General features: G+C 62.1%; 13 protein-coding genes. 5 read left to right on the top strand and 8 right to left on the bottom strand.

Annotated features, from left to right (window positions below; genetic code table 11):
* The first annotated feature begins 213 nt into the window (after positions 1-213).
* From moaA to LPJ38_RS20970, 3 genes are all read left to right on the top strand, one after another.
* Entirely contained in the window at positions 214-1,266 is a 1,053-nt protein-coding gene (moaA, locus tag LPJ38_RS20980) for a GTP 3',8-cyclase MoaA (RefSeq protein WP_145639971.1), read from the top strand.
* 292 nt (positions 1,267-1,558) lie between these two features.
* Positions 1,559-2,098: a TRAP transporter small permease subunit gene (locus LPJ38_RS20975; RefSeq protein WP_145639968.1), complete on the top strand. Its 540-nt coding sequence runs from the start codon at positions 1,559-1,561 to the stop codon at positions 2,096-2,098.
* Positions 2,095-3,696: a TRAP transporter large permease gene (locus LPJ38_RS20970; protein WP_145639966.1), complete on the top strand. Its 1,602-nt coding sequence runs from the start codon at positions 2,095-2,097 to the stop codon at positions 3,694-3,696. Before LPJ38_RS20975 ends, LPJ38_RS20970 begins: the two co-directional genes overlap by 4 nt.
* 239 nt (positions 3,697-3,935) lie before the next feature.
* On the opposite strand, the gene LPJ38_RS20965 is transcribed toward LPJ38_RS20970, so the two are convergent.
* Both LPJ38_RS20965 and LPJ38_RS20960 read right to left on the bottom strand, forming a co-directional pair.
* Positions 3,936-5,198: a sensor histidine kinase gene (locus LPJ38_RS20965; RefSeq protein ID WP_231088675.1), complete on the bottom strand. Its 1,263-nt coding sequence runs from the start codon at positions 5,196-5,198 to the stop codon at positions 3,936-3,938.
* 85 nt (positions 5,199-5,283) lie between these two features.
* Positions 5,284-5,958, bottom strand: coding sequence for a response regulator (locus LPJ38_RS20960; RefSeq protein ID WP_145639961.1), 675 nt, complete (start codon positions 5,956-5,958; stop codon positions 5,284-5,286).
* 350 nt (positions 5,959-6,308) lie between these two features.
* On the opposite strand from LPJ38_RS20960, the gene LPJ38_RS20955 reads away from it, so the two are divergent.
* On the top strand, positions 6,309-6,545 hold the full coding sequence (locus LPJ38_RS20955) for a hypothetical protein (RefSeq protein WP_145639958.1): 237 nt from the start codon (positions 6,309-6,311) through the stop codon (positions 6,543-6,545).
* A gap of 58 nt (positions 6,546-6,603) precedes the next feature.
* Here the strand turns inward: LPJ38_RS20955 and LPJ38_RS20950 are convergent, their stop codons facing one another.
* The 3 genes from LPJ38_RS20950 to LPJ38_RS20940 are packed head-to-tail and all read right to left on the bottom strand — an operon-like array spanning position 6,604 to position 8,505.
* Positions 6,604-7,038 carry a DUF2721 domain-containing protein gene (locus tag LPJ38_RS20950; RefSeq protein ID WP_145639955.1) on the bottom strand — a complete coding sequence of 145 codons (435 nt, stop codon included), beginning with the start codon at positions 7,036-7,038 and terminating at the stop codon, positions 6,604-6,606.
* 27 nt (positions 7,039-7,065) lie between these two features.
* Positions 7,066-8,136, bottom strand: coding sequence for a SphA family protein (locus LPJ38_RS20945; RefSeq protein WP_231088371.1), 1,071 nt, complete (start codon positions 8,134-8,136; stop codon positions 7,066-7,068).
* A gap of 33 nt (positions 8,137-8,169) precedes the next feature.
* On the bottom strand, positions 8,170-8,505 hold the full coding sequence (locus LPJ38_RS20940) for an HdeA/HdeB family chaperone (RefSeq protein ID WP_145639953.1): 336 nt from the start codon (positions 8,503-8,505) through the stop codon (positions 8,170-8,172).
* Positions 8,506-8,683: 178 nt separating this feature from the next.
* Here LPJ38_RS20940 and LPJ38_RS20935 point away from each other — a divergent pair, with 178 nt between their 5' ends.
* A complete protein-coding gene (locus tag LPJ38_RS20935; protein WP_011084757.1) occupies positions 8,684-10,030 on the top strand; it encodes an IS5-like element ISBj5_B family transposase in 1,347 nt (448 codons plus the stop codon).
* A 225-nt stretch (positions 10,031-10,255) separates the two neighbouring features.
* On the opposite strand, the gene LPJ38_RS20930 is transcribed toward LPJ38_RS20935, so the two are convergent.
* From LPJ38_RS20930 to LPJ38_RS20920, 3 genes are all read right to left on the bottom strand, one after another.
* The gene (locus LPJ38_RS20930) at positions 10,256-11,686 is read right to left on the bottom strand and encodes a DUF1254 domain-containing protein (RefSeq protein ID WP_145640754.1); all 1,431 of its coding nucleotides are present in this window, start codon (positions 11,684-11,686) and stop codon (positions 10,256-10,258) included.
* 124 nt (positions 11,687-11,810) lie between these two features.
* Positions 11,811-12,479, bottom strand: coding sequence for a hypothetical protein (locus tag LPJ38_RS20925; RefSeq protein WP_404437743.1), 669 nt, complete (start codon positions 12,477-12,479; stop codon positions 11,811-11,813).
* A gap of 216 nt (positions 12,480-12,695) precedes the next feature.
* A complete protein-coding gene (locus LPJ38_RS20920) occupies positions 12,696-13,070 on the bottom strand; it encodes a helix-turn-helix domain-containing protein (protein ID WP_231088369.1) in 375 nt (124 codons plus the stop codon).
* Between the last annotated feature and the right edge of the window lie 35 nt (positions 13,071-13,105).

Here is a 13,105-nt window from a genome sequence, read left to right as displayed (position 1 = left end):
GTGGTCATGCGTCGTGTCATCGCGATTGCGGTCGCCGCAGCGCCGACGGAGGCTGCTCCGACCGCGGCCTCGCCTTTTCCCGATCCGAACGCTGGCAAGCGATGAACTAAGTATACCACCCGATTGTCCTAGCCGCGTCCGATGCTTAGATTGCTTCCAGAGCGCTGCTGAACCAGCAGTGCGCGCGCCGCCCTTAGTGACAAGGCATTTGGCATGAACGGACCTTCCGCGAGCTCCTTGGCCACAGCGAGCCCACGCGCGGCGCTATCGAGCGCCATGACCGATCCGTTCGGGCGAACCATCAGCTATCTGCGCGTATCCGTCACCGACCGCTGCGACCTGCGCTGTTTCTACTGCATGTCGGAAGACATGACGTTCCTCCCCAAGGCGGACCTGCTGACGCTGGAGGAACTGGACCGGCTCTGCTCGGCCTTCATCGCCAAGGGCGTGAAGAAGCTGCGGCTCACCGGCGGCGAGCCCCTGGTCCGTCGCAACGTGATGTCGCTGGTGCGCTCGCTGTCGCGGCATCTGTCGAGCGGCGCCTTGAACGAGCTGACGCTGACCACCAACGGCACCCAGCTTGCAAAACATGCGCGGGAGCTCGCCGATTGCGGCGTCCGCCGCATCAACGTCTCGCTCGACACGCTCGACCCGAAGAAGTTTCGCGAGATCACCCGCTGGGGCGAGATCGACAAGGTGCTGGAAGGGATCGAGGCGGCGCGCGCGGCCGGCCTCGGCGTCAAGATCAACGCGGTGGCACTGAAGAACCTCAACGAGGACGAGCTCCCCGAATTGATGCGCTGGGCCCACGGCAAGGGCATGGGCCTGACGCTGATCGAGGTCATGCCGATGGGCGAGATCGGATCGGGCCGGATCGACCAATATCTGCCGCTGTCGCTGGTGCGGGCGCGCCTCGCCCAGCAATTCACGCTGACGGACCTCGCCGAGACCACGGGCGGACCGGCGCGCTATGTCAGCGTCGCGGAGACCGGCGGCAAGCTCGGCTTCATCACGCCGATGACTCATAATTTCTGTGAATCCTGCAACCGGGTGCGCATCACCTGCACCGGAACGCTGCACACCTGCCTCGGTCACGAGGATGCCTCCGATTTGCGCAAACCTCTGCGTGCATCGAGCGAGGATATGCTGCTTGCGGATGCGATCGACCGTGCCATCGGGCTGAAACCCAAGGGCCATGATTTCATCATCGACCGCCGCCACGACCGTCCGAGCGTCTCCAGGCACATGAGTGTCACCGGCGGCTGAGGGTCGAACCGCGCCTCGCTAACCTAAGCTTTTGACGGCGCGTCAATTTGTCCATTTTCCGATTGACGGCACGCCAAGCCGCTGGTTTGGTGCGACCGCCTTTGCTTGCCCGGCAACATAAGCCGGCCCGCCCGTTGGCGGTCGCGGTCAAGACGGCAAGGCGCGAGGGGAGGACTGACGCTGCAACGCTTTCGGAATCCGATCCGTGCGTCGTGTGCATCTCGCACGCGAGCCGAGCGATGTGTGCTGAATCCCGCCATGAAGTGTAAGGCCGCGACGGAGACAAAGTAAGATGCGTCCATTGCTGGCGCTGAGCAACGCCATCGACACACTCAACGAGAAGATCGGGTACGTCTGTAACGTGCTCGTGCTGCTGGCGTGCCTCGTCAGTGCCGTCAACGCCATGATCCGCTACGCCTTCAACGACTCCTCGAACGGCTGGCTGGAGCTGCAATGGTACATGTTCGCCATTCTCGTGATGTTCGGCGCCGCCTACACGTTCAAGCGCAATGAGCATGTCCGGGTCGAGATCTTCTACCTGACCCTGTCCGAACGAGGTCAGCTCTGGCTCGACATGATCGGCACGCTGTTCTTCCTGATTCCCTCCTGCCTCCTGCTCGCCTACCTGTCCTGGCCGTTCTTCATGCAGGCCTACAGCGTCGGTGAGATGTCGGCCAATGCCGGCGGCCTGATCCGCTGGCCGATCAAGTTCGTGATCCCCGCCGGCTTCGTGATGCTGGCTGTTCAGGGTGTTTCCGAAGTCATCAAGCGTATCGCGGCTCTCCAGGGCTATGTGAAGATCGACGCCAAGTACGAGAGGCCGACCCAATGATTACGCTGGAGATGATGCCGCCGTTGATGTTCGGCGGCCTGGTTCTGGCGATGCTGATCGGCTTCCCCGTGGCGTTCACGCTGGCGGCCGTCGGCCTCTCCTTCGGCTTCCTCGCCATCCATCTCGGTTTCTTCGATCTCAACTTCCTTCAGGCGATCCCCGGCCGCATCTTTGGCAGCGTTCTCTCCAACGAGCTGCTGCTCGCGATCCCGTTCTTCACCTTCATGGGCGCCATATTGGAGAGATGCGGCCTCGCCGAGGACATGCTGGACTCGATGGGTCAGCTGTTCGGCCCGGTCCGCGGCGGCCTCGGCTATTCCGTCATCATCGTCGGATTCATCCTCGGCGCCATCACCGGCACGGTGGCGGCGCAGGTGATCGCCATGGCGCTGATCTCGATGCCGGTGATGATCCGCTACGGCTACAACATGCGCTACATCACCGGCGTGCTCGCTGCTTCCGGCACGATCACGCAGCTGGTGCCGCCCTCGCTTGTGCTGATCGTGCTTGCCGACCAGCTCGGCAAGTCGGTCGGCGACATGTATCTCGGCGCCTGGGGCCCCTCGGTGTTCCAGATCATCCTGTTCGCCGGCTACACCTTCGTCCTCGGCCTGATCAAGCCGGACCATGTGCCGCCGGTGCCGCTGGAGGCGCGGACGCTGACCGGCTGGGCGCTGTGGAAGAAATGCCTGATGGGCATCATCCCCTCGGCCGTGCTGATCTTCGTCGTGCTCGGCACCATGATGATGGGCCTGGCCACGCCGACCGAGGCCGGCGCGATGGGCGCCGTCGGCGCCATCGTGCTCGCCGCGATCCACCACAAGGACTTCTCCTCGACCGACAACAAGATCTTGATCCTCGGCGTGATCGCGGCCGGCATCGGCACCATCGTGGCGATCCTGTTCAGCGAGAATTTGATCTTCAAGATCGCCTTCGCGGTGACCTATCTGGCGATCGCGTGGATCTGCATTCGGGCCGCGCGCATCCCGGACCTGCGCGACCTGATCACGCAGGGCTACCAGTCCACAATGCGTCTCACCTGCATGGTCACCTTCATCCTGATCGGATCGACCTGCTTCTCCGTCGTGTTCCTCGGCGTCAACGGCGGCGTCTGGCTCGAACATCTGCTGACCTCGCTGCCCGGCGGCGTCTGGGGCTTCCTCATCTTCATCAATCTCTTCATCTTCTTCCTGGCCTTCTTCCTCGACTTCTTCGAGATCGCCTTCATCATCCTGCCGATGATCGCGCCGATCGCGCAGAAGCTCCTCACTCCCGTGGTGGGCGCTGACGCCGCCCTGATCTGGTTCGGCGTGATGCTCTGCGTCAACATGCAGACCTCGTTCCTGCATCCGCCGTTCGGCTTCGCGCTGTTCTATCTGCGCGGCGTTGCGCCGAGGGAAGTGAAGAGCTCCGACATCTATTGGGGCGCGGTGCCCTGGATCGGCCTGCAACTCATCATGGTGTTGCTCGTGATCATCTTCCCGGTCTTTGTCACGGGCCTGCTCGACAAGCCGCTCAATGTCGATCTCGACAAGGTCAAGATCGAGGTGCCGCAGATCGAGCTGCCGCCGTTGGATTTGGGGCCACCGCAGAAATAGCAGGGAGACGAGCGCAGGCCGGATGCAATGGCATTTTGGCGCGACCTGAGCGCCCGCCTCGTCCTTCGAGACGACCGCTTCGCGGTCTCCTCAGGATGAGGCTAAGCAGCGTGGGTGCGCGTTGAATTTGCAGCCGCGCACGCGGTCCTCATCCTGAGGGCCCGCCCACGGCGGGCGTCTCGAAGGATGGCGACAGGCGAAATCACTTCCAATGCGATAGCCGTACCCAGATCGGGTCATCAAGCGCCCTTCTCCGCCAGCCTGAACCGCAGCGTAAACTCGGCGCCGCCGCCGGGAAGGTTCTCCACCGCCACCGTCGCCGCGTGATCGTCGGCGACGCCGCGCACGATCGAGAGCCCGAGGCCGGCGCCGTCGCTGCGCTGGCGGTCGCGGCGCCAGAAGCGCTGGAAGATCAGCTCGCGCTCGGCCTCGGCGATACCGGGACCGCAATCGCGCACCCGCACCGATCCGTCCCCGCCCACATCGACCTCGACGGCGGTGTCCCTCGCCGTGAACTTGATGGCGTTTTCGGCGAGGTTGAAGATCGCGCGCTGGAGCATCTCCGAATTGCCGTGGATCATCACCGGCGCGTCGCTGCCCTTCAACGCGATGTCCTTGTGCTGCGCGATCGCGAGCGGCGCGATCGCACCGACCACCTCGGCACAGACGGCGCGCAAGTCAGCGGTCTCGCCGGGATCGAGCACCAGCGTGTCGAGCTCGGCGATCTCCAACAACTGGGCGACGATGCGGCTCATGGCTTCGATGTCGGCCAGCAGCGCCTGCCGGGCCGCGCCGTCGCCCAGCGTCTCGATCCGGGTGCGCAGGATCGTGAGCGGCGTGCGCAGCTGATGCGCGGCGTCGGCCGTGAACTGCCGCTGCACCCGAAAGCCGTCCTCGAGCCGGTCGAGCGCTTCGTTCACTGCCGTGACGAGCGGCATGATCTCGCGCGGGATCTGCTTGGTCGGCAGGCGGATGTGGGTGCGCGCCGGGCCGATATTGCTGGCCTCCTCGGAGGCCTTCCACAGCGGCGCGATCGCGCGGCGGAAGATGATGATGTCGGTGGCGAGCAGGACCAGCAGGATCGGGATGGTGATCCACCCGACCCGCCTGAAGAAGTTCGAGACGATATCGTCGATGATGACGTCGCGATGCGCGAGATCCTCCGCGACCTGGACGCGGACCGGCTTGCCGTCGATGATCCGGGTGACGCTGGCGCCGGAGATCGTCTCGGACGGCCGACGCACGGCGGCGCCGGCCCTTCGGTGCGAGGAAAACAGCAGCCGGCCTTCGTCATCGCGGATGTCGTATTGATAGCGGCCGTAAGCATCCGAATAGAGTCCGCGCAGGCTGTCGGGCAGGTTGAACGTCAGCGAGCCGTCCGGCTGGGCGACGATACGCTCCGCCAGCACCTCGGCCTGGGCGCGCATGCCGTCGCGGTGCAATTGGTCGATCTCGGAATTGAGCAGCCAGAACAGCACCAGGGGCAGGACGATCGCGACCATCGCAACCGCCAGGATGTGCAGGAAGACGATGCGCCAGATCAGCGATTTGAACGCGAACGATCCGGCGCGGGCGCTGGCAGCCACGCTATTTTTCCTCGGCCATGAGATAGCCGACCCCGCGGATGGTATGGATCACCACTCTGGCGCGGTGCTCGGCGAGCTGCTTGCGCAGGCGCGAGACGTAGACCTCGACCGCATTGGAGGCGACCTCGCCTTCGAGCCCGAAGATGTGGTCCTCGACGTTCTTCTTCGGCACCACCCGCCCCTGCCGGCGCAACAGGATCTCGAGCACCGAGGTCTCGCGTGCAGACATCACCCGCGGCTGGTCGTCGACGAAGACCTGGCGGCTCTCGGTGTCGTAGACGAGGTTGGCGAGACTGAGCGAGCGTCCGAGCAGCTGGCCTGGCCGGCGCAGGATGGCCTCCAGCCTTGCCACCAGTTCCTCCATGGCGAACGGCTTTGCCAGATAGTCGTCCGCGCCGCTGCGCAGGCCGGTGACACGGTCCTGCAGGCCCCCGCGCGCCGTGAGCACCAGCACCGGCAGCGGCTCCATCTGGTGGCGCAATTCGCGCAGCACCGATAGGCCGTCGGCATCGGGCAGGCCGAGGTCGAGGATCATCGCGGCATAGCTGACGCTGTTCACCGCCTCGCGCGCCTCGGCCGCGCTGCTCACGATGTCGCTCTCATAGCCGGCCGCCGCCAGCCCGCCGGCCACGAGCCGTGACAGCTCCGCATTGTCCTCGACGATCAGAAGGCGCATCCTAGTCCCGCCGGATGTTCCGGTTCACTCCGCGGCTCGCGCCGCATCTGCGTTGTTTTCCAGCATTCGGGGCGCCGCGGCCAGCGAAAAAACGTTTGGCGGTCCGGCGCACTGCCGCTGTCAGATTCGCGTAAGGCAGGCCCTCCCGCCGCACTGCCGCAACCTGAAATGCGACCATAAGGCCTTACCGATTCCGCTCCAAAGCGGATATATCTGACTCACGTGGGATGGCCTCCCCCAGGCTACCACTATCACTGCCTCGTCGAGATGATATACCCCAGATACCGTCGCGATGATCTGTTTGTTGGTTCTAGATGCGGATCTCCAGCCGGGACGAAAGGACGAAGTGAATGAGCAAACCTGTCAAATCCGAAAGCGAACTGATCGCGATGGCGCGGGCGGAGTTGAAGGTTCATGCTGACTGTCCTGATGGAATGACGATTTCCGTCATCCGGGACGGCAATTCCTGGGAGTTTCGAGCCAATGCAGATCAGGCCACTTCAGACCGGCCGGGCTACCCCGAATGTGTCGCGATGCTGGTCCAGATCGGCGATCACCTCAGCAAACAATATGACGTCGAGGGCTGAGGTGTGTACTAACGGATCACAGGCTTAGTTTGGGCTGGATATGTCTGAGGCAAGTCTCTCAGCCATGGTGATCGAATTCGCTGAGCGCAATACGGACCTCACGCGCGAAATCCACCAACGATACGATGAAGGCGGCGATGGAAATAATGAAAAGGATGGCGACGCCTCGCTCGTGCTGAATCTGGAAAAACGCACTCACAAAACCGACGATGATCATGACGCCTATCGAGATACTTCCCATGATGGACCAGAAGATCGCGCGATTGATCATCGCGGCGCGTCGGACGAGACGTGGAAGGTCCGCCTTGAGCCGGCATCTCACCTGATCCTCATCGGGAATTTGGTTCAGGTAGATTGACCGGTCGATGGTCCTGTTCAGACGAGATATCAACACCGCAATGAAGGCCGCGAGAGCGCCAAGAAGAAACGCGGGTGCGGCCGCCTGGGAAATGACGTGCGAGAGCTGACTGACCGACGGCGTGTCTGGCAACATTCTGCATCGCTTCCGAGTGCTGCGCGGCTATTTCGTCATGCGCCGGGTTGACGTCACGATGCCGGCGGGCGCCATCGGCGAGATCGAGAACGTCAGCCACGTGTTCCAGCCGGCCGGGCGATTCTCGGCGGCGAACTCGCCGTATCCCTTAAGATTCAGGTAGCCCTGCATGTCGCCGACGGGAAACAGAAAGCCGATCTGCGGACCGACCCCTAACACCCGGGAGCGGAAGCCACCGAGGGCAGGATGCTGGCCGAAGTCGTCGGTGATCTGCTGATAGGCGTATCCCACAAGGCCGACGAAGAGCTGCTTGGATAGAAACTGGGAGGCGCCCCAATCCACGTGGAAGTCGATGCCGTTCTGGTACTGCGTGTCCGGATTCTTGAAATTGTAAGTGAAGCCCGCGACCGCCGAAAACTCATGGCCGGCCTGCGGGTTGAAATAGGTGTAGCCTCCGCCGGCATCGATGGCGGCGTGACCGATGCCGAGATTGGCGAGGCGGGTCGGACTGTAGGCCCCGACGGGAATGTCTCCCGTCACGTAGGTCATGAAATTATGCACGCCGGCGTTCCACTTGAGCGTCGCCTGCGGGTAGAGGTCGCCGACCGAGGTGATCGAATCGCCGAAAGCGCCAGCGCGCGTTACCGCCAGCGGCCCGACGGCCGCTGTCAGCGTTCCGGCAAGATCGGCGCTCGACCGCCCGAACAGTCCGGTTACGCCGATGGCGAGTTGTCCGCCCAGCACCGGCGTTGCGAACGTATAGGTGGGATTGAGCAGCACGAGATCTGCCTGTGCATTCAAGCGCAAGTTCAGGTCGACGTTCACATGGGCGGGGATTCTGCCGACATGGATTTCTCTGGACGCAGCTGCACTGCCGAAAGCGCTGACGCTGGTGTGATAATAGACCGCTGCCATCGACCAGCCGGGGACCTGAGGCGTCGCAGCAAGGCTGCTGAAGCGACCGGGTAGCCAGTATGAAACGCCACCTTCATCTGCATAAACCGGATCGAGATAAGCTCCGAACGTCAGCACGGCAACGCTGGTTGCAACGTGTATAGAGCGACGCACAATGCCTTCTCGGTTCGTTTCTCGTCGCATGCCGTCCCCCCGCGTAGCTCAGGTCTGCACCGATCACTTCTTCATTTCTATGCCATGGTCGGCCCGGTAGTCCTTGAAGACGACGTCGATGGCTTCAATGATCTTCCTGCCCGGGTTGGTCTTGCAATAAACGATCACTTCGTGTTCCAGCGATTTGGCGCGCGTAACCTGCATGACGTGTTTCTTGGCGAGACCGTTGTACCAACCGCTGTACCAAGCGGTGAGGTAATCCGCGTCCTCCTGAAACGTGTTCGCGAGTTGAGCGCAGGTCAGCTTTTGAACGTCAAGGTAGCCTTCGGGGTCGGCGTAAGACTTTAGCTCGACTTGGGCAGCCGCCTGCCCCGCAACTAAGATACCCGCGCAAGACACGATTAGCTTGTCGTCCGTGAAGAAGGACTAAGCCACTGATCGGGAATCTCGATTTGGGCTAAGGGGCATTTCCAGATTGCAAGGTTTTGATGCTTTGGGCGTCAGAACCTTGCGATTTGGTTTTCGTGGATTCCCTCGAAGCGGGAAGCATGATTCCTTGTCTGCATCGGAGGGAACGATGCGGCCGAAGAAGCACAAGACGACGGGATCGAACGATCTGTTCCGGGCTCGGCTCGACCAGATCATCAATATGAAGCACGAGCTGGTTCTGCTCGCCGGCAAGGTCGATTGGGACTGGATCGACGGCGAGATCGCGCCGCTCTACAGCGAGAACGGCAGGCCCGGGATCGAGACGCGCTTCATGATCGGTCTGCTGTTGCTCAAGCACATTTACGGGCTGTCCGATGAGGAGGTGTGCGAGCGCTGGGTCCATGACCCATACTTCCAGTTCTTCACCGGGGAAGAGTTCTTTCAGCACACGTTCCCGCACGAGCGCTCGGACCTGAGCCATTGGCGCAAGCGGCTTGGCGACAAGCTGGAGTTGCTGCTGGCCGAGAGCTTGCGGGTAGCGCACGAGGCCGGTGCATTACGCAGCCAGGACCTCAAGCGGGTTACGGTCGACACCACGGTGCAGCCGAAGGCCATCACCTTTCCGACCGATGCCAAGCTGCTGCATGCGGCCATCAAGGGGCTCAACCGCCTGGCGATCAGGCACGGCGTCAGGCTGCGGCAATCCTATGCTCGCATCGCCAAGGCCGCCGCGATGATGGCCGGCCGCTACGCCCATGCCAAACAGTTCAGGCGGCATCAGCGGCAGTTGCGTATCCTGCGTAGCCGGCTGGGCCGGATCATCCGCGACATCCGCCGCAAGATCGAAGGCCAGCCAGCACTGGAGCAGGCGTTCGCCCTCCCGCTCGGCCGGGCCACGCAGATCCGCTCGCAGCAGCAGCGCCAGCGCGGCTGGAAGCTCTATTCCTTCCATGCCCCGGAAGTGGAGTGCATCGGCAAGGGCAAGGCCAGCGCGCCTTACGAGTTCGGCGTGAAGGCCTCCATCGTCACCAACAACCGCCGGGCTCCCGGTGGCCTGTTCGTGCTGCACGCCAGCGCACTGCCCGACAACCCCTACGACGGTCACACCTTGCGGGACGTCATTGACCGCACCGAGACACTCACCGGCTGTCCGATCGAGCGGGCCTATGTCGACAAGGGATACCGCGGCCACGACGCACAAAATCCCCGTCGCGTCTTCATCTCCGGCCAGAAGCGCGGCGTTTTCGGTGTCATCAAGCGCGAGCTGCGCCGCCGCTCCGCCATCGAGCCCATCATCGGACACCTGAAGGCGGAAGGCCACCTCGGGCGCTGCTACCTCAAAGGCCGCGCCGGCGATGCCGCCAACGTCGTCCTCTCAGCCGTCGGACACAACTTCCGCCGCATCCTCGCCTGGCTGAGATATCTCTTGTGCCTGTTCCTGGCCCAGCTATGGCGCACGCTCGCCCGGCCAGCCTCGATCAATCCGGCTTCTTAACGGACGACTAGCTTTTTTGCAATCATTGAACACTCTTTCTAGAAGCTCAATTTCGATCCGGACTCGGCTCGGGGCCACGCGGCCCCGAGCCGACACCAAATGGGCCACTTCAGAAGTCGTGGGCGCATTTTCCAGCTTTGTGCCGCCGGGGCGACGATCATCTGGCCGTTCATTGCAATAGCCGCATTACTCCTCCCATTTACGCAGGCTGGCGTGAGCAGGATTTCAAGTAGCGACCTTCCTGGCGGCAGGAACTGTCCATGTGCCGTTGATGATCGAGGGGTCCGTTTCCTGCGGCCAATACATGCGCAGCATGAGTATGAAATCTCCCGCAGGCGCCGGAAGCCAGTTGGATTCCTTGTCTTTGCCGGGAGAGTCCTGCTGGATGTAGAGATCGGTCGAACCGTCGGGGTTTTCCTTCAGGTCTTGCCGCGCGCTGATCGAGTAGCGGTTGAGCGGATTGTTCACGAAGAAGTAGCCGCTGTCGTACATAGTGAGCGACCAAAATCCTTCCGCGGGAGGCAGGTGGCCTTTGGGAAACCGCATGACGTACTTGTGCGCGCCGTTGTATTTGTGGCCGTCCGCGTCCTTCTGCGAGGTCGGATAGACCGCATCCTGTGGCCGGTTGGCGCCAAGTCCGATCGCGGTCACGAGGGCGCGCATCGGATAATCGGTGCCATAGATGCCGGTTTTCGTTGTAAAGGCGAAACCATTCTCGTCCTTGATCGCCTTGTTGATCTTGAACTGGAGCATGATCCTGTCGAACGACACTTCCGGTACGCGCTTCAGGAAGTCCGCCTTCAGCTTGCTCTCGTCAAAATCCTGCCCCGGGGTGATGCCGATGCGGGCGAACTTGGCAAGCTGGGGCGCGTCCGCCTCGTATGGCGGATTGGCCTTCATCAGTTCGCACAGCAACTTGAAGTATGACACCGCGTCCATGCGATTGACCTGTTCGCGGACGGCCGTCTTCATGTCGATCGACGAGTCGACCTTCCCGGGGAGCGGCGTATACGGCTTGCCGTAGGCGCTGAGCGGAACGAGCTTGCACTCATCCTGCAGCTTGTGCACGGCCGCGTAGTCCTCCGGCGTGCCTGTGCAATAGATGCGGCCGAGCAGCCAGACGATGTTGGTCTGCGATTTGTACTGTTTCACGCCATCCGGCAGCGTGCCTTTCCACCCGGGTCCAGTGATCGCGTAGGTCTGGGCTCCGGTGCCGGTGGTGCGCTTGCCGGGCACCTGAAACACCGTCGTCCAGCCATCCAGCATCGGCATCAGGAAATAGCGCCCCTTCATGTCGGGGATGCTGAGGACCCATGGTTCCTTCCCGACATCAAAGAACGACGTCGTATAGAGAGTGTCTGCGTTCGGCGCCGTGACATCCCTGAACGAGGCGTCCGGATATTGGCGCAGCTTGATGATGTGGCCCATCGGGCCGCGCGTGCCAACAGGTTCGGCGACGTTGGTGATGATCCGGCGGGTCATCTCCATCGTCACCAACGGATAGCCGAATATGTAGGCGTCGCTGGCCAGCCAGAAATCCTCCAGGCCGTGACCCACTCCAAGAAAGGAGTCATGCGCAAAACCTGACCGTGTTGCGGCCGCTCCTGCCAACAGGCCCATTCCACCAAATGCAAGGGATCGACGGGTGATGTTCATCGCTATCTCCTTCCTGAATACGAATACAAACGACGGGTAGTGGCTTCAGACTGGTCCTCATGCCCTATAGGAGGACGACACTGATCGCCTGATGTCAGGGTGATGAGCCGCTGGCTGCGCGTCCTCAATAGCAGGGCGGATAGGGGTAATATCCGCACCGGGGTGCGTAGTACGGATAGGCCGCTGCTCCGGCCACCGCGGCCGCGCCCGCAACGGCAGCGCCGCGGTAGAACGCTCCGCGCCAGGCGGTCCGGCGGGCGACGCCGGCAAAGGACAGCGGCGTGAACGGCCGGCCGATGATGTCGATGAAGAGCGATGCCGGCCCATCAGCGCCCGCAAGATCGCCTTCGAGTATATCGACATCGAACGTAAGTTTGTCGCCTTCAAGCCGGGGCGATTTCAGCACGACGACGGCGTCGACCACCGATGATCCGTCCTTCTTGAATCCGGATACCGTCGCGTTTGGGGGATCTTTGGCAAAATTGTCGCTGCCGTTGCCCCAATCCTCGACGATTCGCGTCGTGAGATCGTGACCGGCCGCCCGGACCGGCCGATCGGCAAACACGATCGCATTCGGCGAAATCCCCGTCAGCACGAGCTTGCCGTCCCTGAGGCTCGCGCCGCGCGAATTGAGGACGAAGAGGGACGGCACGACTTCCGGCTTTGCCTGGCCGATCGATTTCTCGAGCGGCGTGTGCGGCTTGTGTTCGGATGCCGATTGAGCAGAAAGATTTTGCGGGCAGATTAGCAATCCGCCGGCGCAGAATGCGATCAGAGCAGCGCGAAGTGTCATTGTTGTTATCTCCCTTAAAAGCGGGTTGTTGTTCATTTCGGCCGGATCTCCTGGCTTTTCAGAAAACGCCCCGCGCATCGCAATCGACTCATCAATTAAATCGGTGGCTCGTCAGGAGCCCGGCAGTCGCACGACAGGCCAAGCACCTTCGCTGAGCATTTCGCGCCAATTCAGATCGCGCGTCTTGCCATTTCGCGCCAATCGTCGCGAACAGTTTTAGCCGTCCGTCTCGGAAGGTGGTTTGGTAAGGGTGCGCTCAGGCTTTTGCTTACGGGCAAATTGTTGCCGTCTGTAAACAACCGGTTGAATTTTCGTCAAACGCACGAAAGAACGGGTGAAGCTACTTGCGTTGGCATAACCGAGGAATTTAGCGATATCGGACAAGCGGTTGGTCGAATGGGCGAGCAGGCGGCAAGCAATCTTCAAGCGAACCTCGGCGAGCATTTCGCTATGACTTGTGCCGATGCGCCCGAGGTGACGCTGCAACGTACGCACGCTGATTTTGAGCGCACGGGCCGTGCTATCGAGGGTTGCGTCACCGTGACGCAGCGATTCGGCAATGGCCGCACGGACCGCCTGGGCTGATGGCAAGCGGACAGCTCTCATCGGCTGGTATAAGGCGCGAA

It is taken from the genome of Bradyrhizobium daqingense (assembly GCF_021044685.1).
Taxonomy (GTDB): Bacteria; Pseudomonadota; Alphaproteobacteria; order Rhizobiales; family Xanthobacteraceae; genus Bradyrhizobium; species Bradyrhizobium daqingense.
This window is presented reverse-complemented; position numbering and strand designations above follow the sequence as displayed.

Bases quoted from the DNA above. Each gene is read 5' to 3' on its own strand.
- moaA (WP_145639971.1), top strand. From the start codon at position 214: ATGAACGGACCTTCCGCGAGCTCCTTGGCCACAGCGAGCCCACGCGCG.
- LPJ38_RS20975 (WP_145639968.1), top strand. From the start codon at position 1,559: ATGCGTCCATTGCTGGCGCTGAGCAACGCCATCGACACACTCAACGAG.
- LPJ38_RS20970 (WP_145639966.1), top strand. From the start codon at position 2,095: ATGATTACGCTGGAGATGATGCCGCCGTTGATGTTCGGCGGCCTGGTT.
- LPJ38_RS20965 (WP_231088675.1), bottom strand. From the start codon at position 5,198: ATGGTCGCGATCGTCCTGCCCCTGGTGCTGTTCTGGCTGCTCAATTCC.
- LPJ38_RS20960 (WP_145639961.1), bottom strand. From the start codon at position 5,958: ATGCGCCTTCTGATCGTCGAGGACAATGCGGAGCTGTCACGGCTCGTG.
- LPJ38_RS20955 (WP_145639958.1), top strand. From the start codon at position 6,309: ATGAGCAAACCTGTCAAATCCGAAAGCGAACTGATCGCGATGGCGCGG.
- LPJ38_RS20950 (WP_145639955.1), bottom strand. From the start codon at position 7,038: ATGTTGCCAGACACGCCGTCGGTCAGTCAGCTCTCGCACGTCATTTCC.
- LPJ38_RS20945 (WP_231088371.1), bottom strand. From the start codon at position 8,136: ATGCGACGAGAAACGAACCGAGAAGGCATTGTGCGTCGCTCTATACAC.
- LPJ38_RS20935 (WP_011084757.1), top strand. From the start codon at position 8,684: ATGCGGCCGAAGAAGCACAAGACGACGGGATCGAACGATCTGTTCCGG.
- LPJ38_RS20930 (WP_145640754.1), bottom strand. From the start codon at position 11,686: ATGAACATCACCCGTCGATCCCTTGCATTTGGTGGAATGGGCCTGTTG.
- LPJ38_RS20925 (WP_404437743.1), bottom strand. From the start codon at position 12,479: ATGACACTTCGCGCTGCTCTGATCGCATTCTGCGCCGGCGGATTGCTA.